The organism is Vibrio jasicida 090810c (genome assembly GCF_002887615.1).
Lineage (GTDB): Bacteria > Pseudomonadota > Gammaproteobacteria > Enterobacterales > Vibrionaceae > Vibrio > Vibrio jasicida.
Window position 1 is genome coordinate 1269016 of record NZ_CP025792.1, and the last position, 24767, is coordinate 1293782.

Below are 24767 nucleotides of genomic sequence, written 5' to 3' on the forward strand. Positions count from 1 at the left end.
AGGCCAAGTTAATTAATCCCTATTATTCAGTAATTTAAATAATAAAGAATAATCAATGGTGAAGATAAGGGGTTAAATCCACCCACGAGAACAGGCTCTATGGGTGGGAAATGACACATTTTAGGAAGAGCAGCTGATTTCCATCGTCTTACCCCACTCAGGAGGTAACTTGGCATAATCATCAAACTCTGGCTGTTCATCAAATGGGTGCTTTAGCAACTCAGCGAGACGATTTACTTCACTGAAATCTCCCTCCTCTGCCTTATCAATGGCAAGCTGCGCAAGGTAGTTACGTAAGATGTATTTCGGATTCACTTGACGCATGCGTCCACATCGTGTGGCTGCGTTAACACACTCACCTCGTTCATCAACCTCTAATTCGCAGCGAGCAAGATACAAATCCACCCATGCATTAGCGGCTTCGCGATCAAGGAACAAATCGATCACAGCTTGAGGCGACTTAACATCGAGATTAGACAACTCACGGAAGAAGCGAGTGTAGTCAGCTTTGTTTTGGTTCAACAGCTCAAACATAGCTTCGAACAAACGTCCATCTTCGTCCACCTTAGTATGGAGACCGAGTTTGGCTCGCATCAGTGCACTGAATTTCTGGCTCAGGCGAACTTCAAATTTACCAAGCGCCGCTTCAAGATCTTCTCGCACCACCAACGGCGATAATGCATGCGCTAAGGCAGATAAGTTCCACAGCGCGATGCGTGGCTGCTGCTCAAACGCATAACGACCTTGGTAGTCTGAATGGTTACAAATGTAATTTGGATCATAATCGTCGAGGAAGCCAAACGGGCCATAGTCGAAAGTTTGTCCGAGTATCGACATGTTATCGGTGTTCATCACGCCATGCGCAAAACCGTAAGCCTGCCAGTAGGCAATCATCTCTGCGGTTTTCTCCACAATAGACTCGAACATAGCTGCGTATGGCTTCTCCGTTTGGGAGCACGCAGGGAAGTGCCATTCAATCACTTTGTCAGCGAGCAGCTTTTGCTCAGCAAGTTGATTGGTATAAAAGAAGTGCTCGAAGTGACCAAAACGGATGTGCGTTTCTGCTACGCGAATCAACAACGCACCATATTCCATCTTCTCGCGATAAACGGGGGTATCGCTGTCCATCATACCCAGTGCTCTGGTGGTCGGAATGCCTAACCCAGCCATCGCCTCACTGCACAGATATTCACGAATAGTAGAACGTAGTACCGCTCTGCCATCCCCCATTCGCGAGTACGGGGTAAGCCCTGCTCCTTTGAGGTGAATATCAAACCAAGTGCCATCATTGTGCTGCATTTCAGCGAACAACAAGCCGCGACCGTCCCCCAAGTCTGGGTTATAAACCCCAAACTGATGACCTGCGTACTTCATTGCTAAAGGCGCGAAAGGCACAAAATCCGTTTGCCCAGAAAATACCTTCAAAAGCTCGTCATTCTCTTTCACTGGTAAACCAAACTGTTGAGCAAACTCGCCATTCCACACTACCCAACGCGTATTGTCTAAGAGCTGCGGAGTAACATAGGTGAAAAACGCAGATGGTAGTTCACTAAATCGATGGGTGAAATTGACACCTTCTAAGATAGGCATGATGGTTCCTCAAATACGGCTTCCTGTTAGAAAGTATACGCCCTGTATGCCATAGCTTTCAGCCACGAATTATTCATGGGTATTTCAGAAAGAGCAGATCAAAGAAACCACTTTAGAGAAAGGAGTAAAAATAAGCGGCCCCGCTTTACAGCATCGTTAACGGGGCTGCCATGATGACTTACCCTCGAAACTCGTAAGCATCGCTCTGAGAGTCTGGAACACCCTTAAACTGAGCGCGTTCGATGTCCAGAATCGTTCGATAACTCAAAGATAGAAGTGCGATTTGGAAGGCTCCAAAAATACCGAAAATAACGCCAGATACGACCAATGCGAAAAGATGGGTGAACTCAGCGAACACAAATTGACTAACCGATCCCACAACCAAAGGAATTAGCCCCATCAAAATAAAAATCTGCTTGTTGAAAGGACGACTTTGTCTCCATGCATCACCAAGGCTTCTCGGTTCACGATCTAACGCCGTTGCAGGTAACACTAAGGACCAACGGGAAAGAACCCAGTATCCCGGAACACTCAGCAGCAAGGTAACAAGGTTCATTGTGAACTCACTGATCTCTCCGCCTTCAAAGACGATAAAAAACGTCACGAGAAATATTGGTAACGCGATGATCAAGCCCATTGATAAACCGAACAAAATCCACCAGCCAATAAACCGTAACTCTCGCATGGATAAGCGCATCACATCGAGAACAGAACGCATGTATTCATGAGCAAGATAAATACGGTGGATGCGAACCGCCGCCATTGCCGCAACTAGCGGGTACAAAAGGAAAGTCGTAATAAAGAAACCAGCACCAAAGTTAGAAAAGTCAGGCTCTTGCGATCCTTGAACTAGGGCTTCTTGGTATTGGGTAATAAAGATCGTGTGAACCACGATCAAAGGAATACAAGCGACAACTATCGCGAGCAGATTTGCTCTGACCATTACTACTGCTTCTTGGCAAATAGCCGTAACAGAAAACCGATTATCAGACATAAAAATATCCTTACTTTTATAAATACCTAGCCATAGATTACGCCTCAAGAATAGAAAGCGTACAAAAATAAAGGTGAAACTCATCTCATAGTAAAAAGATCGATGAGTACATTGTTGGAATAAGAATGAACAGAAAAAAGCCACTCAAAAGAGTGGCTTCGAAACATCAATTAAGTACGGCGACGCCAACCAAGTAGCGCCAGTAACATTAATGCCCAATAAGAGACACTACCGCCACTGTCAGATTTTTTGAAATCGACACTCTTAACTGAAGCCACGACGGAAACATTGATGGATCCTTTGGTAGTACCACCCATGCCATCAGAAACAGTGTATTCCAACTGAACGTTCGCGACTTCATCATCTGGTGCTTGATATTCGACTTTACCGTTAAGGACACTCGCAGAGCCGTCTCCAGACAAGTTATTTACACTTTGCAATATGAGTGTGTCTCCATTGAAATCCGAATCATTACTCAACACATCAATCACAATACTCTTACCCGCTTCAACACTGGCAGAGTCTGGTTGCGTCACCGGCGCAGTATTCTCAACTTCAACATCGACTGTTGCACTTGAAGACAATCCGCTTGGATCGGTGACCGTCACTTGGAACGTTAGAACCTCACCGGCTTTCGTACCTTGAACGACACTAAAACTTGCGTCTGCGCTGCTTGTATTCGTCAATGTTGCTGCCGTACCGGAGGTTTGTACCCACGTATATTCAAGCGTATCGCCATCTGGGTCCGTACTCGATGCCGCTGATAAGCTTCCTTTGCCATCAACAATCATGCTGCTGGTATCAACGTCAATACTCGCGGTTGGCGCTTCATTTTGACCATTCACTGTCACTTGAACGGTGACTGATGCCGAGATCAATGCACCATCAGAAGAAACAAGACGATATTGGAAACGATCAGTCCCTACAAAGCCCATTTGTGGTTGATATTTATTTCCACTAATAGATCCATGTGTCGGTTGCTGCGTGTATTCAACATTAAATTGATAACCTGGAGCAACAAAGTCATTGTCCATTAAGTTCAGATCAACAGAAACATTCTTATCGGTTTCAATGATATCGGCTTTTGCTTCAACAAGGCTGTTTGTGTCGATATCAAATAAGGCGGCGAAAGGAATGAAAGAAAAGCTTTGTCTCGTTAAACCATTTGCGTAAATCGCGTTGCTGCGACCAGCCCACATCGTTGGTTGAGATTGCAATTCTGTCGCTAACGCACTTTCAAAATTGAAATTAGTTTCAAAACGCCCACCTTCAAGCTCAACGACTAGCAAGTGATGACCCGCACTTAGCTGACTAGGTTGATCAAAAAGAATACGTGAGGAACCTTGCAAAGAACCTTCTTGCAGCAACTGAGCTTCACTTTCCTCTAACCACAGGCTGTAAGTTTCTAAACCTGTTGATGGAAAACGCCACACCTTATAATTCATCGAATTCTCAAAGCTGTCTAACGTGGCGTAAACCTGAAGGCCATCAAGTTGCGATGCGGCTTTGAGGTCAATAGAAATGCCCAACGCGTTATCCGTTCCCGACATCACATAGCCTTGATAGAACGAATTTTTCCAAGCCGATTTATTTGGCTCATTTGGCATCGTTAATGAGAAGGTCGCGCTACTGGCGTTACTCGTAATATTCGAAATAGTGACGTCGGTGTTGTATCCCGTAATACTACTCAAGCTAGGAATAGAGAAATCAGAGATAGCCGTAGCACCATTTGGGTACAAATCGCCACTGTCACTTGGGAATCCCCACTCAAGCTCACGCTCACCATCGGCTTGCATGATTTGCACCTGCATATCGCCAGCACCATTGAAAGGATTCAAGATATTCACCGACGTAGCGAGAACACCTTCTCCTGCCAATGCACGGTCGTAATCAACATGGGTACGATTTTCAAGGTAAACGCGAGGGCCATGTTCTTTTAAGTAAGGATCAAGGTAAACCAGCTCTACCTCGCCATTCGATACCGAGGAAGATTCGTCCGTTTGGGCAATTTCTGGTACGACAAACCCAGCGGCATGCTTGCTCCACGCACTCATATTAACGGGGGTATCGCCAGCATAGCTGTCCCCTGGTTTCATCGCCCATGAACCAGCGCCCATCACTCCCCACTGACCAATAGAGGCCAAACCGTTGTAGGAGTATAGGTCCGGTAAACCAAGCATAAGATGACCGAGTTCGTGAACGATCACTCCCAATGTCGATTGATGCGTCACTTGGAAATCAGCAAATACGCAATACTCTGTGATCGTTTTACCGTCGATGGTTACATCATCATGAGAGAATTTGTGCGGCCAAATTGATGGACGATCAAGATAGTCTGTCGAACGGTCACCACCAGCAAAAATAAACATCACTGACAGTTCTGTCGGGTCAATACGCCCGTTGTCATTGACATCGTATTGGGCCAAGTTTAAGTACGGGTCCAATTTTTGATAGGCCTCTGCAAAAACGGCCTTGGTCTTTACATCACACGCATCACCACCAAAACTGCTGTTACAATCTGGGTGGTTTTGGTTAACGCTAACACCGATCACACCATCATTTTCCGTCCCGTATGTTTCAACGGCTGGAACAACACGATATTGCCCTTTCGAGTTCTTGTCGTAGTAATCCACCACACTTTGACGATTTTCACCAAACACCAAAGGTTGGAAATCATGCACCATCGCTTGATCATTAAAGGACACTTCGACAACCAATAGTGGTTGCTGCTTAACACTCGCCCCACTCATCGCTTGAATTCCCTGAGCTTGGCGCATCATATTGGCGCGCGCTCTTGGTTCTATGCCTTTCAATGAAGACATCGACTGCTTGAGCAAGACGCTTGGGCGATTTTTTGCAATGGCAGGTGCAGTGGCTGCTTGTGTCTTTTCAACACCCGTTGAAACCAAAATAGGGCGATCGGATTTACGTTCAATTTGGGCGTAAAACCAAGTCTCACCCTGTTTGATCAGCGCATTACCTTGTTTATCTTCGTGCCAGTGAAAACTTGCGCTACCACGCAGAATCACATCACTAGAAGTACCATCGCTTAGGGCGACTACTCGCCAATTGGGGGAAGGTGGGGTGGTTGCCATGCTTTGACCAGATACGAAAGCGGCCAGCATGGTGAGTGCTAGTGTCTTGAACTTCAAACTACGGCTCCATGAGTTCGATGCGCGAATTACGCATTCCATACGCAAATAAAACAACAAGTTGTATATGAAAGAACTATGGGATAGTACAGAAATCGTTAAGGATTGAAATACTACTAATGCAAATAAATCGAAATTATTCTCATTTCTGCAGCGTATTTATAAAAAACGCGAGCGCAGTTAAACCGCCATACTCGCGTAATCGTTTGCTGATAACAGATCTATTACTAACCAGTTAAGACATTGTCTTCTGGGTATTTGATTAGCGTTGGTTCTGGACGCGCTAGCATATAAGCCAGTGTCAGTGGACCAATACGACCAATGATCATCACTACTATCATGATGTACTTGCCTGGTTCAGAAAGATCAGCCGTCAAACCAGCAGTTAATCCAACAGTCGCAAAAGCAGAAATCGTCTCGAACATCACCTTATCAAAGTCGGCTTTCTCTGTGAGCATGAGCAAAAACATTGCCGTCGTGAGAATAGCCCCGCTCACAACAATAATCGCAAGCGACTTAGTAACGGTTTGCCAATTGACGGTACGTTTGAAAATGACGACATGCTTTTTCTGACGAAGGAACGCCCATGTCGCCATAAACGCGACAGCAAAGGTAGACACCTTAATACCACCGCCGGTTGAGGTAGAACCCGCACCGATAAGCATCAATACAATCATCACCAGCAGAGCTGGTTGAGTAAATTGTGCTAGATCGACACTATTAAAACCCGCTGTACGTGCGCTGGCAGATTGGAAGAACGCCGCTAACCACTGCCCCGCTACAGGCAAAGATTCCATTGTGTTCGGATTGTGTCTTTCCAATAACCAGAACATGATGGTCCCAACGGCAAGCAATACGGGGGTCGCAATCAACATGATCTTGGTATGCAAGTGCAAAAAGTGAAAACCTTTTCGCCAATGCAACCACAAGTCACCAATAACAGTGAAACCCAAACCACCGAATATGAACAATGCCGCCAACGTAAAGATCACCACTGGGTCATTCACAAAGCTCATCATGCTATCTGAGAACAATGCAAATCCGGCGTTGTTGAACGCAGAGATAGAATGGAACAGTGCGTAGAACATCCCCGTTTGCCAACCCATTTCAGGCACCCAACGGAAAGAAAGGAAAATAAAACCTATCGTTTCTGCGATCAGGGCAAACACCACGATTTTCTTAACCAGCTTACGCAAGTTAACCTGACGGTCTTGTCCTAAGGCATCTTTTGCCAAGGCTTGTTGGCGCAAGCTAAGGCGAACACCAAACATATAAAGCAATACCGCAGATAACGTCATTTGCCCTAGCCCACCGATTTGCATCAAGCACATCAGCAAAATCTTACCGGCCAAGGTGAAGTGTTGCCCCGTATCAACGACCCCAAGCCCCGTCACACTGATGGCAGAAGTCGCAGTAAATAGCGCATCTGTAATCGACAGACCGGTCACCGAAAACATAGGTAAGGTTAGCAAAACAGCAGAAGGCAATAACACACCGAGAAAGCTCAGCAATATAATGCGCGGCTCGCCACCTTTCGCTTTATCTCGTTTGCCGTCTGGGACGTAGAACACGCCTCTCTGGTGAAATTGGCTCATAATGATTTCAGCTTGCTTGCTAATTTATCTTGAGGGCCGACAACAATAATAAGGTCACCAATTTCTAATGTCGTGGTGAGCTCGGGCGCTTTGATGATTTCTGGACCACGCTTAAAGCCCAGCACTTGAACACCTTCCACTTTGCACAAAGCCAGTTCGCCCAAGGTTTTGCCCATCCAACGAGAGCCAATGACAAACTCAGTCATTGCCAAGCCACTGCCCAGAGGGTGGAACTCCAGCACACGCTTATCCAACATCTTACGTGCAACGCGGATACCCATGTCTCGCTCTGGCATGATCACGTGGTCTGCACCAATTTTTTGCAGTACGCGAGCTTGGAAGCGGTCGTTTGCCTTCACCCAAACGGATTTCACGCCGGCTTCCTTCGCGATCAAAGTGGCGAGGATGCTGGCATTAACATCAGCACCGATGGCGATCATGACCATGTCATAGTCATCAAGCTTAAGTTCGGTCACCGTCTCTTCATGAGTGCAGTTTGCAACAATGGCTTGGCTAACAAAACTCGCCGCTTCTTTTACACGATCTTCATTAACGTCTACCGCCAAAACTTGTGAGCCAGAATCTTGCAGTTCTTTACACACGGCTAAGCCGAAACGACCTAGACCAATTACAGCAAATTGCTTATCACCCGTTTTCATTTGTGCCTCATTTATGCGTTGAATAGCAAGCGCGAAAGTCTGCGCCTATTCCCTATCATCTGCAAACTAGACGACAGAAAATTGACAGAAGATTAACTGAAACATTCGCACAAAAACTTTTTAAAGCGTAGACGCAACTAGCGAGTTTTCCTACTTATTGTCAATTAAATCAGAACAATAGCTAACTGACTCACACTCATGCTATTCACACAGTTATCAATATATATTTTTGACAGATGCTTTATTTGCAAAGACTATCAATCCCGAAAATTATTTCGTGTTCTTTGCTTTTTGCACGTATAAAAACCAACCAAGTTGATCTTTTCATCAACAAATTAGCCATTTACTCTGACGTTTGTTATAGTGCGCGCCGACAAATTAGTTTGTACTCTAAGTAGTTTTGAGAGGGATGATGTCTACAACTAAGGATAAGTACAGTATTGATAATACTGACTACACGGTCGGCCAAGACAACGTTCAAAAGTGGGGATTTGATGTTCATAACCCTGTTTTTGGCACCAGCGCTGGCTTGATCATTATTTTTTTAATCGCACTTCTGCTCGTCGACCCAGCCACTGCAAAAGCAAGCCTTGATGGTGTCAAATGGCAGATCATCGGAAGCTTTGATGATCTCTTCATGTGGGCTGGCAATATCTTTTTAATCTTCTGTATTGGTTTGATCTTTTCTCCTTTTGGCAAGATCCGCATTGGCGGTGAGAACGCAAAGCCGGAACATTCCAACATTTCTTGGATTGCGATGTTGTTTGCTGCTGGCATGGGCATCGGTCTCATGTTTTGGGGCGTTGCCGAACCTGTCGCATACTTTACAGGTTGGTACGAGACTCCACTTGGCGTAACGCCATTTACAGAAGAAGCCAAACAAGTCGCACTTGGGGCAACCATGTTCCACTGGGGTCTGCACCCTTGGGCAATCTACGCCGTTGTTGCACTGTCTATGGCTTTCTTTGCCTTTAATAAAGGCCTACCACTTTCAATCCGTTCCGTCTTTTACCCACTGCTTGGTGATCGCACGTGGGGTTGGTTTGGCCATGTGATTGATGTTCTGGCCGTGCTCGCAACACTCTTTGGTCTAGCAACCTCGTTAGGTCTAGGCGCGCAGCAAGCTGCAAGCGGTATCGCGCATGTGATGGGCATTGAAAGTGGCATTGGAATGCAACTTGGGGTGATCGCTTTCGTTACTACACTTGCGGTTGTGTCGGTCATTCGAGGAATCGATGGCGGCGTAAAAGTGCTGAGCAACATCAACCTTACTATGGCTTTTGCTCTATTGGTCTTTGTTATCCTAGCGGGTCTTGCCGTCGCGTTGAGTACTATCCCGACTACGCTAATGGGTTACGTTGAGAACATTATTCCTCTTAGCAACCCGTATGGCCGAGAAGATGAAGCGTGGATGCACGGTTGGACGGTGTTCTACTGGGCTTGGTGGATTTCATGGTCACCATGTGTGGGTATGTTCATTGCACGAGTATCAAAAGGACGTACGGTTCGCGAATTCCTTACTGCTGTGATTTTAATTCCGACGCTCATAACGCTAATTTGGATGTCCGCATTTGGTGGCATTGCGATAGACCAAGTAATGAACAAAGTGGGAGAGCTTGGTACGAATGGGCTTACCGACCTAACACTGTCACTATTCTATGCTTATGAAGCAATGCCAATGAGCTCGATTTTGTCTGTCATTTCGATTGTTCTGATCATGGTGTTCTTTATTACCTCGTCAGACTCTGCATCGCTGGTTGTCGATAGTATTACCGCTGGTGGTAAAGTGGATGCGCCAGTACCACAACGTATCTTCTGGGCAACCATAGAAGGTGCTATTGCGGCTGTTCTACTGTGGATTGGTGGTACAGAAGCAATTCAAGCCCTGCAAGCCGGTACGATTTCAACTGGTCTGCCATTCACCATCATTCTATTGGTTATGTGTGTCAGTCTGGTGATGGGTATGCGCACAGAACCTCAGTTCATTCAGCGACGTTTAGCGAAAGCGAACTAGACAGACAGAACCTGAACCCACCTAGCTTGAACAGGGTTGTAAAAAACAAAGAAGCCGCATCGAAATGCGGCTTCTTTTTTTAGTTCTGCGTCTTTAACAAGGATTATTTTTAATCGCGCTTGTCAGCGTTGTCTCGACGAGGACGATCATTGTCTTGCGGTCTACGTTTGTTCTTTGGTACGTAGTTCAAGATAGAAATTGGCACAGGCTTTCTTGGTGTGAAACCTTCGATTTCTACACGTTCAAGCAAGTGACCCAGACGGCTTTCAATCATGCATAGGTTTTTGAAGTCATCTTTTGATACCAGTGAAATCGCTTCACCTTGTGCACCAGCACGGCCAGTACGACCAATACGGTGAACGTATTCATCCGCTGGGAATGGCAAGTCGTAGTTAATAACAACAGGTAGGTTGTCGATATCAATACCACGCGCCGCAACACCCGTTGCCACTAAGTACTGGATTTCACCCGCTTTAAACTGCTCAATCAACTCTTGGCGAACCCGTTGGTTACGACCACTGTGGAACGCCTCTGCCACGATACCACGCTTCTCTAGTTGAGAAACCAACTTCGCCGCGCCGTGTTTTGTCTCGATAAACACCAACACTTGCGACCAGTCGTTTTCCGTCAGCATATGGCTCAGTAGTGACGACTTCATGTCTTTATCAACGGTAGTGATCCACTGCTTGATGTTCGACTTAGATGCGCTGTGCTTCGCAATGGTGATCTCTTCAGGGTCAACGATAGCGTTTTTCGCCAAGTCACGAACTGGGTTTGATAGCGTCGCTGAGAACAACAAGCTTTGAATGTCTTCTGGCATGCAATCGACGATCTTATCAATCGAATCGATAAAGCCCATATCCAACATCTTATCGGCTTCATCCAGAACCAGCATTTCCACTTCATCAAAGTGAATGGCACGTTGGCCGTAAAGGTCAATCAAACGGCCTGGCGTGCTTACGACAATATCCACGCCTTCAATCAGCGCTTGTTTCTGTGGCGCATAATCCACACCACCAAACATCGCCATAGAACGAAGCGATAAGTTTTTGCCGTATGCCTCGATGCTCTGGTGTACTTGAAGTGCTAACTCACGTGTCGGGGTCAAAATGATCGCACGAGCGCGCTTCTTACGCTGAGTTTCCCCTTTGCTGAGTTTTTCTAAGATTGGTAGTACAAAGCCAGCAGTCTTACCGGTACCAGTTTGTGCTGCGGCAATCAAATTGCTGCCACGCAAAACAATCGGAATGGCTTTTTGTTGGATAGAAGTCGGTTTTTCATAACCCAGCGCCTTCACTGCATCAGTGATAGGTGCGCTTAAACCAAGCTTAGAAAATGGCATAGAAAAGTCTCAACAGAGGAAATGGGCGCGTAGTGTATCAGAATCCGAACTAAGTAACAGAATCATTCATACCTGAACAAGCCGGAGACGATAAGCAAATTCTATCCTTTTAATAAGGCATCTGATTGTTACAGCGTGATGATTTATTGACCACCTCACATTTCTTCCCCTTGAACCTCGTTATGCTGCAAGAGTGTGCATCACTGGAAAACTTCATGGATATTTTATTACTGGTTGGATTAATAGCGCTTAATGGTGTTTTTGCCATGTCTGAGATAGCGTTAGTCACAGCCAAAAGCGGCCGACTGAAAAAGTTTGCCCAACACAGCGCTTCTGCCCGCCTCGCTCTGCAATTAAAAAACAACCCAACGCAATTCCTCTCCACAATCCAAATCGGCATCACCGTGATTGGTATCCTCAGCGGTATTTTTGGTGAAGCCACCCTTTCAGTTCCCTTTGAGCATTGGCTTGTCGCACAAGGCCTAGAACGAGAGGTCGCCACCATCCTTGCCACCGCCATTGTCGTCGTCGTGATCACCTACTTTGCAATCGTAGTGGGTGAGCTAGTTCCGAAACGCTTCGCTCAAAACAACGCAGAGCGTATTGCTGTTCTTGTGGCCTACCCTATTCATTGGTTGGCCAAGTTAACGACTCCGTTTGTCATGTTACTGACGCTATCGACAGAATCTTTACTGAGATTGCTACGCCAAAACCACACCGGTGAAGTCGTAACAGAAGAAGATATATTTGCTGTGGTCAGTGAAGGTTCTGAATGTGGTGCAATCGAGCCTCAGGAACAGCTGATGATCCGTAACCTTCTGCACTTGAATGACCGCTTGGCGCTCTCTTTAATGACACCACGCTGTGACATTCACTATCTCGATCTGGATTTACCACTCGATGCAATACTGAAGAATTTACGTCAAACTCAGCATTCCGTTTGGCCGGTATGTAAAGGCGGCTTGGATAACATCATTGGGACCATTTCTTCTAAAGCGTTGCTCGATGAGTATGACGAGCTATCAATATCGCGGTTAGCAAAATTACTCAAACGTTCACGTTTTGTTCCTGAGTCCATGAAAGGGCTACCGTTGCTCAACTACATGCAGCAAACCAGCACCGAAATGGTCTTTATCGTTGACGAATATGGCGACGTGCAGGGCCTAGTGACACACTACGATTTGCTCAAATCTATCGCTGGTGAGTTAGGCATGGCACCACAGCAAATCTGGGCGAAAAAACAGAAAGACGGCAGTTGGATAATGGACGCCTTGATTCCGATGAATGAGCTGAAATACAAACTTGAGCTCAGCAGCATTGAGGGAGAAGAAAGCGAGGGCTTCCAAACCTTAAATGGTTTTCTGACTTGGTTAATTGGCCGCGTGCCTGCTCAAGGAGAAACCGTTGAATATCAACAGTGGCAATTTGACGTGTTGCAGGTCAAGAGCAATCGGATCACACAAGTTAAAGTAACGGAAATGGTGAGAGAATTCGAAGCTGAGCAATAAGGCTAATTACGAATTTACGAGTGTTTGAGTCAAACAAAAAACAGCCTCTCGATAGAGGCTGTTTTGATAAATGAGATTCACGATCTTCGTTTCGATTAGAACAAGTACGTTGCGCTTACATACGCACTACGGCCTTTTTCAGAGTAGCCGTAGTAATCGTCTTCATCGTCCAACTCGACATCAAAAATGTTGTTTAACCCCGCTTTAAGGTTCAACTGTTGGAAATCGTAACCCACACCAAGACCGACTAGCGTGTAACCATCCACCGTTTTGTTTTCACGGCTTAGGTTCGTGATCACTTGTTCACCGATGTAATTCACACGAGCAAACGTTGTGAATGAATCAAACACTTCCCAATTGACGTCCAGGTTCGCTAGATGCTCAGGTGTTTGCATGAGCGTATCACCTGTACTCTTGTCTTTAGCGTCCGTGTAAGTGTAGTTACCTTTCAGGTTGATGCTGTCTGTAATGTCATACCAACCTTCAAGCTCAATACCTTTGATCTCCGCTTTACCGATGTTTTGGTAAGTGAAGATTGGCATAGGGCCATCCATACCAACAACCTTGGTTAGGTCACGTTCGATCTTGTTCTTCAAGTCCGTGTAGTAGTACATCAGACCTACGCCCATTGATGTTGATTCGTACGCAAGACCTGCTTCGTAGCTTTCTGATTCTTCCGGTTTAAGATCATCATTACCCGTTAACCAACAACGGTTACCACAACTGATTACGCGAACTTGGTCGCTGCTTTCCATCATGCCAGGAGCTCGGAAGCCACCACCAGCACCGCCTTTCAAGACAAACTCATCGGTGATGCTGTAAACGGCATAAGCCCGCGGGCTAAAGTGACTGCCATAGACCTCATGAAAATCTTGACGGCCACCCAATGTCAGCGCCAGTTTGTCGAGATCAAATTCACCTTGAACAAATACCGCACCTTGGTAGTTATCGATATCACCAGATGGAACATCACGGCTGTTTTTCAGCTCAGAAGTACGGTATTCACCACCGAATACCCACTCATGCGAATCTCGCCACAAACCAGAAAGTTTGAAATCGAGAGTATTATTTTGTAAGTCGACATCCGCAGCGCCGTTAGTGTAAGCCGTACTTGCATCGTCAAGTTGCATGCTCTCACCGTAAAGACGTACTTGTGAATCTACCGTGTCCCAAGCGCCTTCATGCGTTAAACCGTAGTTCCAGCGCGTCGAGTCTTGTGTGTTCGTTTGAGGGCCTGAACGAGGGTGAACCCAATCTGCTTCACGCTCATCTTTGGTGTAGATAACATCCGCAATCAAACGCTGTTCTTCGGTTAATTGCCATGCGAGCTCACCAAACACATTGGTCGTGTCTTTCTGCTCTAGCGCATCAAAATTAGGATTTGTGTCTGTGCGCCAAGGGTCACGTGTAGAGCTTTCAACAATGATGCTGCCTTCTACATTTTGCGTCAGTTCGCCGCTCGCGTAAGCATGACCTTTCAGACCATCACCACCATCACCTTCAAGAATGCTCTCGTATTCAAGACCAACCGAGCCGGATAACTCTTCCGTTGGTGATTTCAAGATCACGTTCACCACACCACCCATGGCCTCAGAACCATAAAGGGAAGAAACCGGGCCACGAACCACTTCAATACGCTGAATCGCCGTTAAAGGGATACTCGATAGGTCAAAGTCATTACCTCGAATAAGCGCATCTTGTGAGTTAATTCGACGACCATTGATCAAGATTAGCGTGTGCTTGGAATCCAAACCACGAATACGGATAGTATTACGACCATAAGCGGTGCTGCTCAAAACACTCACACTCGTCGCACTACGAATCGCTTCTGAGATATCTTTCACTGGCATCTTTGAGATGTCTTCTGCGGTAATAACCGAAACAGAAGCTGGTGCGGTCAATTCTGAGTGTTGGGTAAGGGTTGCAGTAACAACCATACGTTCCATTTCCAACACTTCATCTTGATCATCAGCAACAGCATAACCACTTAGCGCCGTCAAAAGTGCTCCTGCGAGCATAGAAGGCATAAATGTGGGCTTTTTAACTAAACTTTTCACTGCATATCCTTATATCTATTTTATAAATAAATTGAGCTCGCAAACTCTAATAAACGAATGTATAAATGACAATTATTATTACTCGTATTAGCATTTACATTTGAGCTGTATTGTATTTTTGAACTGCAACAGGTTGAAAAGTGACACTATTGAAAAACGACAAGCTAGTTAACATTCTTGCCCCTCTCTGTCTTCACTTAGAAAGTGCCAGTCCAACGGTTCACATCGTAAAAGCCACACCCGATATGTACGATAAAGTGGGCCTTCTCGAGGAAGAGCAACAAATTCATAAAGCCGTTAAAAAGCGTCAACGAGAATTCCGAGCCGGACGTCAATCCGCTCGAGAAGCCATAAAGCGATTGGTATCAAACGATTCTGAATTAGCTCAGGTACCCATTCTTTCAGGCAAAGCTAGAGAGCCCTTATTCCCGAGCCTCATCAGCGGCAGCATCAGTCACACCGACAGCCTATGCCTCGCAGCGTGTGCGTTAAAAAGTGAAGTACCGAGTTTGGGTATTGATGTGGAAAACAATACCCCTCTCGCCTCGCACCTTTTTTCTAGCATCTACACCCAGAGCGAAAAGACATTAATGGAAACGTCCAACACCCTCCCCGATGCACTGATATTCAGCATTAAAGAGAGCCTGTTTAAATGTCTCTACCCGTTTGTTCAGGTGTACTTCGACTTTCTAGATGCACAAATCACCCTGCAGCCGGACGCTGAAAACGCCGGTCAATTTCACTTCGAACTGATTGGAGAGAATCGAACTTTATTGCAGGCTAACTTGCCGAATCTCTCCTTTCATGGCCACTATTGCTTTACCGAGCAATATGTTTTCTCGTTGTGCTTTTTTTCCTCATGAATATGTCATTATTTTTGTTCAATAACCTTTTTGATCACCATTTGTTGTCGCGCATTAACCAGCGGCAACCGTTGTTCTAAAAGCGCTTTCCACATTGGCGGTACTGTGACGCCCTTGGCATCTAACTGACGCGTTTGTGGACCTAAATACCAATAGGCATCCACCAGCTGCTCAAGGGAAGTAAACGCGTAAGGGTTCACCGGTGGCTTTTTCGGAATAATGTCGAGAAACGATTTCTTTTTAAGATGAGGCTGCGTCGTTGTATAAATACCCCGCTCAGTGCTGCCCCATTCACTTGGTAAAATGTGTGGCCAAACTGATACATATTGTTCGCCAAACTTCTGTTTCGCTAGGTCACCAAAAGTTTTATGTTTGGACATGAACCCTAAGGTTGGGGAACGCTTAAGAATGTGTCTTGCTCCAACAAGCACCACCACACCCTGTGCCTGTTTCTGTTGCAGCTTTTCAACGCCGTCCACTAAGGCTTGGTCACGTTGAGCATTCAACTTACTCAGTTCAGAAGGATGTTGAATGGCTTGCCAATTGAACGACGGCTCCGTCAGCACGACTTTGATCGGCACGCTGCGCTCAGCATTCGCAGCTCGCAATCGATGAAAAAATTGGCCGTAACACGGATGCATCCATGCAGGAAAGGCGATTGAATCTAACCATACGGCAGCCAATTCAGTGTCGGTGACCGCCTCTCCCAATAAGTAGTTGTTAAGCAGCGCTTGATGCTTAGCGTTACCAAACTCGATGAACAAATGCGTGAATGCCCCATCCAATTGAGGATCGAGCAACACATCGGTCATTTGCTCAAATAAATCGGCATACCAATGCGCCTCGCCAAGCGCCAAAATAGCGCCTGATTCCAACTTATTTTTGAAGAAAGTCAGAGGGGAAATCATCCCCTCCAACATCGCACTTGGCTTAGATTGAGCTGTCGAATCAAACATCGAAATTCTCTCTCAACTCTTTCACCATATGCGTACCGATTTCACGCAGCATATCTGGGCGCATCATGTCACGGTGAATACAGGCCACATCAATCACTTTCAAGTCGCCGTCCATGTATTTGAACCATCCATTGCGATCCAAAAAGGCCTCTTCAGGTGGCTTCTCAGCATTAAAGAACAGCACATCGCCTTGATATTGATAGTCAATGGCATCACGGACACGTTGGTTGTTGTTGATTACGACATCGATCATCGCCGTGATGGTTTCAGTACTTAAGTGCGCCATAGACGAGCCCGCATCCTGCAAGATATCGATCACTTCTGGCTTCGTAATACTGGAATGCGCGGCTTCATCAAACTCAACGCCGGCCATACGAATCAGTGCGCCGAGCGCTTGCTCTTCTCCCGGTGGATGGATGGTTTGCCACTGCTCTGCAGGGTAAGAATCTAACAGCGTAACCAAACCAACTTCTTGGCCTTGTTCTTGTAAGATGCCCGCCATTAGGTGAACAATCATGCCACCAATTGACCAGCCCAGAAGATGGTAAGGACCAAAAGGTTGCTCTTCACGAATCGCGGCAACGTAGTCTTCTGCCATTTCTTTCATGCTCTTTGGCAATGGTGCAGAAGGGTCACCCAGATTACGAGCTTGCACGCCATAGAGTGGAACATTGGATGGAATGATCGGCGTTAAAGCCGCGTAGCACCAACTTAAGCCACCCGCAGGGTGTACACAGAAAATGGCCGCTTTCCCTTCACGTTTACGCAGTGGTAATAACATGTTCAGGGCATCATCACTTTCACTGCCATTCAACTTGGCGGCAATCCCAGAGACAGTCGGCGATTCAAATACGGCTGCCAATGACAGTTCAATTCCCATGATTTCTTTCACATGAGCAATCAACTGTGCGGCAAGCAAAGAGTGACCACCTAGTTCAAAGAAGTTGTCGTCAACGCCTACCGCAGGTAAATCAAGCAGTTGGCAGAACAGCTTACACAAACGTTCTTCAACAAGGTTGCTTGGCCCTTTTGTACCGACCTGACCAGACAAATCTGGCTTCGGCAACGCGTTGCGATCCAGCTTACCGTTTGGCGTTAACGGGAAAGTATCCAACGTCACAAAGTAACTTGGAACCATGTACTCTGGCAGCGGTTCGGCAAGGAATCGCTGCAGCAAGTTGCTATCAACACCCTGTTCTGGATCTTCTGCCGTAACATACGCTACGAGGCGTTTGTCACCATCGGCATATTCCTGCGCCAATACCGCAACTTGCGCGACACTTGGGTGATTTGCTAAGGCGTTTTCAATTTCTTCAAGCTCAATACGGAAACCTCGAATCTTGACCTGAAAATCACTACGCCCGCAGTATTCAATCGCCCCGTCTTTTCGCCAACGAGCCAAATCACCAGATAAGTACATTCGGCTGCCTTTTGGTCCGAATGGGCTTTCAATGAAACGCTCTGCGGTCAGTTCTGGCTGGCCGTGATAACCCAACGCTAATTGTCGACCCGCAATATAAAGATGACCGACGACACCCGGCGGTACTGGATTTAATGCATCATCCAAAATGTAAATTTGGGTATTCCACACAGGGCGGCCTATTGGTGTCGAATTACCTTGCGCATTCGCCTCACTTGGCCAATAAGTCACATCAACAGCCGCTTCTGTCGGACCGTACAAGTTGTGTAATGGCGCACTAAAGTCTTGGTAATAATGATTCACCAACTCCATCGGTAGCGCTTCACCACTACAAAAAACTTGGCGTAAACTCTGGCACAAATTGGCATCGGCTTGTTGGACGAAGATTTGCAGCATTGAAGGCACAAAGTGCAAGGTCGTGATTTTCTCTCGATGGATAAGATCTTGCAGATAAATAGGATCTTTATGCCCTTCCGGTTTTGCGACCACCAAGCATGAACCGACGATCATTGGCCAGAAAAATTCCCAAATAGAGACATCAAAACCTGCAGGCGTTTTTTGTAATACCCGGTCTTTGGCATCAATTGGGTATTGGTCGTGCATCCACAGCAATCGGTTGACGATAGCATCGTGAGTAACCACAACACCTTTTGGTTTGCCCGTAGAACCAGAGGTATAAATCATGTAAGCCGGAGAGTGAGGTTCCGGACGCACTTGTGGTGGTAATGCCTCAACCACCTTATAAATAGTTGGCAACGTCGCGTCATCAACCAACTTCACCTCCACACCTTGTGGCAATTTGCTTTGTAGCTCGGTCGTCGAGAATACAAACTTCGGTGCAGAAGATTCCAACATGTAGTTGATTCGGCCTTCTGGGTAATCTGGATCGATCGGTACGTAAACCGCACCAGCAGCAAGAATCGCCTGTTGTACGACAATCAGTTCTTCACTTCTTGGGATGCAAACCGCAATGCGATCTCCCAGCTCAACCCCTTGCGCGGTTAACCAGTTCGTCAAGGAGTACACTTTTTTCGCTAACTGCTCATAGCTGAGCTTTTGTCCTTCAAAAATGAGGGCGGGAGCATGAGGCGTCAGAATACGTTGCCTTGCCAACAAGGCAGCTAGGGTCGTTTCTGGCACCTCGTGGTCGGTATCATTCCAAGTTTCGATGACCTTTTCTTTCTCCCCAGAGAGAAGAATATTCACGTCACTGATTTGGCATAACGATGGGTCTTGAGCTTGCGCGCTTGCAAAAAAGTCGCTCATAAAGTGGAACAAGCGCTGCTGGTGCTCTTTAATGTCTTGGTCAGAATACAGCTCTGGATTGGCATCCATATCTATGTGAAGTTGACCGTCAAGCTCATAACAATAGAAGGAAATATCATCCACGGGCCCCGCTGACAGGTTATGCGCTTTCGAAGCCAACTCGCCAAATTTATGTTCATACTCAAACGGCATGATATTGACCAAAGGGCCAAATAGATTGCGGTTGTCTTTTACTAGATTCAATTCGCGGTGCAGTTCTTCATAGCGGTACCCTTGGTGGCGACGAACAGATGAGAACTCTTGGTTTACCTGCTTAACTAGCGTTTTGATGTCCGTACCTTGAGTAAAACTCACACGCACTGGCAAGATATTCACTCGCATCGCTGGCGTTTGAATTGCCACTGAACCTAAGCGACCCATCAACGGCACACCAAGCACCACTTCGTTGGAACGCGTCATACGATGAACATACGCAGCAATGGAAGCGATCAGCACACTGTACCAGTGCGTTCGGCATTGCTTCGCCAACGATTCCATATGATGGAAGTCTTCTACTGGCATCGCGCCTTTCAAGCGTAAGAAGTGATCAGATGTCACTGTTGGTTTACCCGCTAAGTTAACCGTATCAGAGTGGTCGGCATAACGTTGTAAGTAGAAGGTACGGTCTTTTTGGTATTTTTCCGACGCTTTATAGTCGTTGTCTTCTTTAAGCAAAGCGTGTTGATCCACCAATTGGATCTCGTCAAACTGCTCTCCCTTCGTAAGTTGGCCATAGATATGAGCAATACGCGAAGCGATCAACGACATGCTGTAGCCGTCAATAGCAATGTGGTGAAGTGACAGGAACCAAACAAACTTATCTTCTGCAAGCTTAAGCAGCGCCATAATAAACAGTGGGCCTTGCTCCAAATCAACGGGCTGCTTCAACTCTTTCTTCATCCAATCGACTGCAGACTCGAGTGGCACATCATGTTGCGAGAAGTCGATTCGCTCTACCTGCCAGTTTTGTCTATCAATCACCATGCGAGGGCCTTCGGTGGTAGTGACAAACTTCGCGTGTAACGAGTCAACTTCATCAATGGCGGTTTTTACCGCTTCAACAAAACAAGGCTCATCCACCTTGCCATCAATCACTAAGTATTCACCAGTCTTGTAAATTGGGTTATCTGGGTCGCGCAGCTGAGCAAACCAAATCCCTGCTTGGGCATCCGTAAGCGGCAGCAATTGCTCCGCTGTATAAGGTAAATCGTACATGTCCATTCCTTTGTTACTCTTCCTCGTAGGCTGTTAAGTCAGCTTCTTCTCAATCAGTTGCCACCAATCTTGCACACTGGGCTTGGCGGCAAGTTCCATAAAACTCACGTCTAGACCAGCTTGCTGCCAGTCACCGACCAGTGACATCATACGAACCGAATCTAAACCGAAATCCAGCAGGCTATCTTCCGGCGTCATTTCATCGACTGGCACTTCTAGCAATGCCGCTAACTGCTGAGTTAAATGTTGCTGAGATTGAGGAATGGAAAAGTCATCACCGACAAATTCATCTGCACTGCTGATTTGAGATAGCAATTGCTGCTTATCCAACACATAGCCACAGCGACCTGCGACATAATTGAGTGCCATTTCATGATCGTTCGCTGAGAAATCTGCGACAGCATCAGAAACCATAAAAGCTTTAATATCGGTCATGAACGCTTCGGCAGCGGTTTGTAAACAGCCAATGTGGGCATAAATACCTACGATGATCAGCTGGTCACGACCCGTTTCATCCATCATGGATTTAAGCGGAGTACGCTGAAACGCACTATAACGCCACTTGGTGTAAACAATGTCTTGTTCAGAAGGCGCAAGCGCAGGGAAAATACGCGTAATATCATCATCCGCTTTCAGACCTGGTCCCCAAAAGTCCGTTAGTAAGGCACGGTCTTCTTGGCGTTGGTCACCCGGTTGAGCGGTGTAAACCACAGGGATACCCGCATCGATACACGCTTGTTTAATTTGCTTAATATGATGAGTGAGCGTTTGGATCATCTCACTATCGACATCATAGAAATTGAGAAAATACTGCTGCATATCGTGAATCAATAATACAGCGCGCTTTGGCTCTACAGACCAATTTACGCGGTTTTCTGGCATCGGCTTAGATAGTGAATAACCAGAGATAGATGGAATGGCCATGGGGCTAATCTCCAAAATTTTATTTATACACACGACACCTTTGATATCGTGGTGTGGTGGTTCGATTAAATCAGTTCTAGAAGTTTGTTTTTATTGATCTTTCCTACTGGCGTTTTGGGTAGAACATCAACAAAGATCACGCGATCTGGAATTTTGAAATCCGCCAATCCTCGACCTCGCAAGAATCGCTTGATTTCAATAGGCTTGGGATTTTGCGCTCTACACACCAATGCCGCGCAACTGCGCTCACCAAGGTATTCATCCGGGATCGCAATCACCGCCGCATCGTGAATAGAGTCATGAGCAAGAAGGTGATTCTCCACCTCTTCGGCCGCAATTTTTTCACCACCACGATTGATTTGGTCCTTATCCCGCCCCACAACTTGCAAATTGCCGGCTTCAGTCATAACGACGATATCCCCAGTGCGGTAATAACCAAGATCGGTGAAAGAACGCTGATTGTGTTCCGGTGCATGGTAATAACCCTGAATGGTATAAGGACCACGCACGAACAAAATCCCCGCAGTCCCTTTCGGAACCGGATTACCTGCTTCGTCTAGTACCAAAAGCTCATCTGCAGGAGACATAGGACGGCCTTGCGTAGTGACAATTTCTGACTCGGGATCATCCAAACGGGTGTAATTTACCAGCCCTTCAGCCATGCCAAACACTTGTTGCAAAGTACAACCAAGCTCTGGCTTCACTCGTTTTGCCGCCTCTTCACTAAAACGAGCGCCACCGACTTGTAGTACCTGAAGTGACGCAATGTTTTGCTGGGTTCTTGCTGCTTCATCTAGCCATAACAACGCCAATGGAGGGACCAAAGCCGCGACAGTGATTTGGTGTTTTTCAATCAAAGAAAAGGCCGTTTGAGGACTGGCATCTGGCGCTAGTACGACCATGCCACCAGCCATAAAGCAGCCCAACGCACCAGGCGAACTTAATGGGAAATTGTGCGCAGCAGGTAAAACGCATAAGTAACGAGTGCAAGCAGAGAACTGACAAACGTCATTGCTCGCACTAACGCTATAAAGGTAATCAATGTGGGTTCTTGGGATGAGCTTTGGCGTACCCGTTGTCCCACCAGAAAGTTGGAAAAAAGCAAAGTCTTCGGCGACATCAGGTTGAGCATCAACCTCTTCCAAAAACAGTGTGTTTAGCGCTTGAGCACCGGTAGGCATTAAGCCCTCTTCACCAACCCACACTACCGTTTTTAAACTCGGTAAATCTGCGGCCACTTGTTGAGCTATCTCAGCGGTTTTGACGCCCAATTGAGGTGCGGTAATCAATACTTTCGCTTCAGTAAAATGACAAAAGTATCGAATCTCCGAATAGCGATGCGCAGGTAACGCTAAAACGGGTTGAACCCCAATTTTAAGCAAGGCAAAGAAACTCAAATAAAACTCGCCAACGTTGGGCAGATGCAAAACCGCTTTGTCACCGGATTTTAGATTGAGCTTGTGCTGGAACCCGGCAGCAAGTTTGTCAACTTGTTCGACTAACGTTTGGTAAGTCCATTGCTGATCGCCCGCAACCAAAGCTACGCATTCTGAATAACGCTGTGCGCTCGCCTCAAGCATCTCTGGGATGGTTTGCTGCGTCCAAAACCCTGCATCGCGATACTTTTGCGCCATCTCTTGCGGCCATGGGGTAAATCCTGATGCCTTCATGCACGGGCGGTTCATTGAACCACCTCCATGTTCTCACGGATTTCAATACCCAATGCGTTAAGCACGGTTCGCATCTTGTTGCCGGTTTCTTCAAGTTCACTTTGTGGCTCTGAGCCAGCAACAATGCCAGCACCCGCGTAAACGCGAAGACGTTTTTTCTCGACCTCAGCACAACGGATCACGACAACCCATTCTCCATTGCCGCGGGCATCCACCCAGCCAACCAGTCCGGTAAAGTAACCACGGTCAAAAGGCTCTACATTGCTGATAAAATCATAAGCCTGCGCTGTAGGGTAACCGCATACCGCAGGTGTCGGGTGCAATGCACTCGCGAGTTTTAATACGCTGGTATTGGCATCTGAAACCATGCCCTCGATACGAGTCGAAAGGTGTAACATCGCTTTGGTTTCAATCACCGATGGCACCATCGGCACATACAAATTGTGGCACCAAGGTTGGAGCGCTTTCTCGACGGCATCCACAACCACCGCATGCTCGTGAAGATCCTTGCTGCTTTCCATCATCAACTCACCTTGTTGTTGGTTCATTGATTCGTTGTCACTGCGACGACGGGAACCTGCTAGCGGGTTGGAGCAAACATGAGGGCCTTTGCGCGAAACAAGAAGCTCAGGGCTAGAGCCCATTAAATATGCATCGGAATGGCTTCCTCCAATGCGAGTCGAAAAGGTGTAGCCACCGGGATTCTGTTTGAGTAACGTTTTTAGGAAACGAGCGCGGTCAATATCCTCTTCCGTCTCGACTTGCATGGTGCGAGATAAGACGACTTTGTCGAGTTCCACATCCTCTCGACAGCAACTCCTTACGGCTTGTTCAACGCTACGCATGTAATCACTAGGATCGGGAATGGGTTGAATAGAAGATGGATGACAATCCGCTAACCCATCCACATCCGACACTTTATCCGGTCGAATTGGTGATGTCGTAATCAGACGTTCAGGGACAATAAAATGTACTGGGTTGTGTTCAGAAAATGGGATCACACCTACAGCGATAGGGTTTTCATTGCCCTCTTCCTTCGCCGATTCCAATAATTGGCTGATGTGAGTATCTAATTCTGAGAACCTGACTTGTTGGGAAAATTCGGCAGCAATCCCTTGAGTCAATAACGTCACTGTCGGAGAGCTAAAGAAGAACGAAGCATCATCCGTATGGGCATTAAGAAACTCTGTGAGCATAGTGCTGCTTCCCGTTGAGTTACGAAGCATAATCATCTCTCAAACTGTATTAAACATGGCGTTCCAAATGAGATTCCTTCTCATTTAAGAGGTGAGACTACACACACAAAATCATTTATTCAAACACTTTTGATAATAATTATCATTCGTATTATTTACAATTTTATAAATTAATCCCATAGTATTAATATGGGGAAACGCAAATAATTCTTTAGTCTTATCAGTAAAATAGCCTCAAAATGACCCATAAAAAATGGCTGACACCTTATGCTGTCAGCCATTGATTGTTGTGATAGTTCTTACTTAG

At 46.4% G+C, this 24767-nt stretch carries 15 protein-coding genes; 3 read left to right on the forward strand and 12 right to left on the reverse strand.

Features of this window, described 5'->3' with window-relative positions; all coding sequences use genetic code 11:
- Nucleotides 1-120: 120 nt before the first annotated feature.
- The 5 genes from C1S73_RS05920 to C1S73_RS05940 all read right to left on the reverse strand — a co-directional run bounded on the left by C1S73_RS05920 (nucleotide 121) and on the right by C1S73_RS05940 (nucleotide 7990).
- Nucleotides 121-1590, reverse strand: a complete 1470-nt coding sequence (locus C1S73_RS05920; RefSeq protein WP_038865572.1) for a protein adenylyltransferase SelO — start codon at nucleotides 1588-1590, stop codon at nucleotides 121-123.
- Nucleotides 1591-1768: 178 nt separating this feature from the next.
- Nucleotides 1769-2584, reverse strand: coding sequence for a hypothetical protein (locus C1S73_RS05925; protein WP_038865573.1), 816 nt, complete (start codon nucleotides 2582-2584; stop codon nucleotides 1769-1771).
- A 170-nt stretch (nucleotides 2585-2754) separates the two neighbouring features.
- Nucleotides 2755-5736: a M6 family metalloprotease domain-containing protein gene (locus tag C1S73_RS05930; protein WP_038865574.1), complete on the reverse strand. Its 2982-nt coding sequence runs from the start codon at nucleotides 5734-5736 to the stop codon at nucleotides 2755-2757.
- A 227-nt stretch (nucleotides 5737-5963) separates the two neighbouring features.
- Nucleotides 5964-7331: a TrkH family potassium uptake protein gene (locus tag C1S73_RS05935; RefSeq protein WP_042602174.1), complete on the reverse strand. Its 1368-nt coding sequence runs from the start codon at nucleotides 7329-7331 to the stop codon at nucleotides 5964-5966.
- Entirely contained in the window at nucleotides 7328-7990 is a 663-nt protein-coding gene (locus C1S73_RS05940) for a potassium channel family protein (protein ID WP_038865576.1), read from the reverse strand. The genes C1S73_RS05935 and C1S73_RS05940 overlap by 4 nt, the downstream gene beginning before the upstream one ends.
- A gap of 412 nt (nucleotides 7991-8402) precedes the next feature.
- Between C1S73_RS05940 and C1S73_RS05945 the strand changes: the two genes are divergently transcribed.
- Nucleotides 8403-10004 carry a BCCT family transporter gene (locus tag C1S73_RS05945; protein ID WP_038865577.1) on the forward strand — a complete coding sequence of 534 codons (1602 nt, stop codon included), beginning with the start codon at nucleotides 8403-8405 and terminating at the stop codon, nucleotides 10002-10004.
- 109 nt (nucleotides 10005-10113) lie between these two features.
- On the opposite strand, the gene C1S73_RS05950 is transcribed toward C1S73_RS05945, so the two are convergent.
- Entirely contained in the window at nucleotides 10114-11346 is a 1233-nt protein-coding gene (locus C1S73_RS05950; RefSeq protein ID WP_038865578.1) for a DEAD/DEAH box helicase, read from the reverse strand.
- Nucleotides 11347-11528: 182 nt separating this feature from the next.
- Between C1S73_RS05950 and C1S73_RS05955 the strand changes: the two genes are divergently transcribed.
- Nucleotides 11529-12854 (forward strand): hemolysin family protein, encoded by a 1326-nt coding sequence (locus C1S73_RS05955; RefSeq protein WP_038865579.1) that lies wholly within the window; start codon nucleotides 11529-11531, stop codon nucleotides 12852-12854.
- A gap of 95 nt (nucleotides 12855-12949) precedes the next feature.
- On the opposite strand, the gene C1S73_RS05960 is transcribed toward C1S73_RS05955, so the two are convergent.
- Nucleotides 12950-14911, reverse strand: coding sequence for a TonB-dependent receptor domain-containing protein (locus C1S73_RS05960; RefSeq protein WP_038865580.1), 1962 nt, complete (start codon nucleotides 14909-14911; stop codon nucleotides 12950-12952).
- A gap of 149 nt (nucleotides 14912-15060) precedes the next feature.
- Between C1S73_RS05960 and C1S73_RS05965 the strand changes: the two genes are divergently transcribed.
- A complete protein-coding gene (locus C1S73_RS05965) occupies nucleotides 15061-15774 on the forward strand; it encodes a 4'-phosphopantetheinyl transferase family protein (RefSeq protein WP_373863210.1) in 714 nt (237 codons plus the stop codon).
- Nucleotides 15775-15782: 8 nt separating this feature from the next.
- Here the strand turns inward: C1S73_RS05965 and C1S73_RS05970 are convergent, their stop codons facing one another.
- From C1S73_RS05970 to C1S73_RS05990, 5 genes are all read right to left on the reverse strand, one after another.
- On the reverse strand, nucleotides 15783-16730 hold the full coding sequence (locus C1S73_RS05970) for a hypothetical protein (protein ID WP_038865584.1): 948 nt from the start codon (nucleotides 16728-16730) through the stop codon (nucleotides 15783-15785).
- Nucleotides 16723-20670 (reverse strand): enterobactin synthase subunit F, encoded by a 3948-nt coding sequence (locus C1S73_RS05975; RefSeq protein ID WP_038865586.1) that lies wholly within the window; start codon nucleotides 20668-20670, stop codon nucleotides 16723-16725. Before C1S73_RS05975 ends, C1S73_RS05970 begins: the two co-directional genes overlap by 8 nt.
- A gap of 33 nt (nucleotides 20671-20703) precedes the next feature.
- Complete coding sequence (locus tag C1S73_RS05980; protein ID WP_038865588.1) at nucleotides 20704-21594, reverse strand: isochorismatase; 891 nt, start codon at nucleotides 21592-21594, stop codon at nucleotides 20704-20706.
- A 65-nt stretch (nucleotides 21595-21659) separates the two neighbouring features.
- A complete protein-coding gene (locus tag C1S73_RS05985; protein WP_038865591.1) occupies nucleotides 21660-23279 on the reverse strand; it encodes a (2,3-dihydroxybenzoyl)adenylate synthase in 1620 nt (539 codons plus the stop codon).
- Nucleotides 23276-24496: an isochorismate synthase gene (locus C1S73_RS05990; protein ID WP_050566674.1), complete on the reverse strand. Its 1221-nt coding sequence runs from the start codon at nucleotides 24494-24496 to the stop codon at nucleotides 23276-23278. Before C1S73_RS05990 ends, C1S73_RS05985 begins: the two co-directional genes overlap by 4 nt.
- Nucleotides 24497-24767: the final 271 nt, after the last annotated feature.

Coding starts and splice junctions, on each gene's coding strand:
- C1S73_RS05935 (WP_042602174.1), bottom strand. CDS start 7,331: ATGAGCCAATTTCACCAGAGAGGCGTGTTCTACGTCCCAGACGGCAAA.
- C1S73_RS05925 (WP_038865573.1), bottom strand. CDS start 2,584: ATGTCTGATAATCGGTTTTCTGTTACGGCTATTTGCCAAGAAGCAGTA.
- C1S73_RS05920 (WP_038865572.1), bottom strand. CDS start 1,590: ATGCCTATCTTAGAAGGTGTCAATTTCACCCATCGATTTAGTGAACTA.
- C1S73_RS05955 (WP_038865579.1), top strand. CDS start 11,529: ATGCTGCAAGAGTGTGCATCACTGGAAAACTTCATGGATATTTTATTA.
- C1S73_RS05985 (WP_038865591.1), bottom strand. CDS start 23,279: ATGAACCGCCCGTGCATGAAGGCATCAGGATTTACCCCATGGCCGCAA.
- C1S73_RS05945 (WP_038865577.1), top strand. CDS start 8,403: ATGTCTACAACTAAGGATAAGTACAGTATTGATAATACTGACTACACG.
- C1S73_RS05970 (WP_038865584.1), bottom strand. CDS start 16,730: ATGTTTGATTCGACAGCTCAATCTAAGCCAAGTGCGATGTTGGAGGGG.
- C1S73_RS05950 (WP_038865578.1), bottom strand. CDS start 11,346: ATGCCATTTTCTAAGCTTGGTTTAAGCGCACCTATCACTGATGCAGTG.
- C1S73_RS05975 (WP_038865586.1), bottom strand. CDS start 20,670: ATGTACGATTTACCTTATACAGCGGAGCAATTGCTGCCGCTTACGGAT.
- C1S73_RS05980 (WP_038865588.1), bottom strand. CDS start 21,594: ATGGCCATTCCATCTATCTCTGGTTATTCACTATCTAAGCCGATGCCA.
- C1S73_RS05990 (WP_050566674.1), bottom strand. CDS start 24,496: ATGATTATGCTTCGTAACTCAACGGGAAGCAGCACTATGCTCACAGAG.
- C1S73_RS05940 (WP_038865576.1), bottom strand. CDS start 7,990: ATGAAAACGGGTGATAAGCAATTTGCTGTAATTGGTCTAGGTCGTTTC.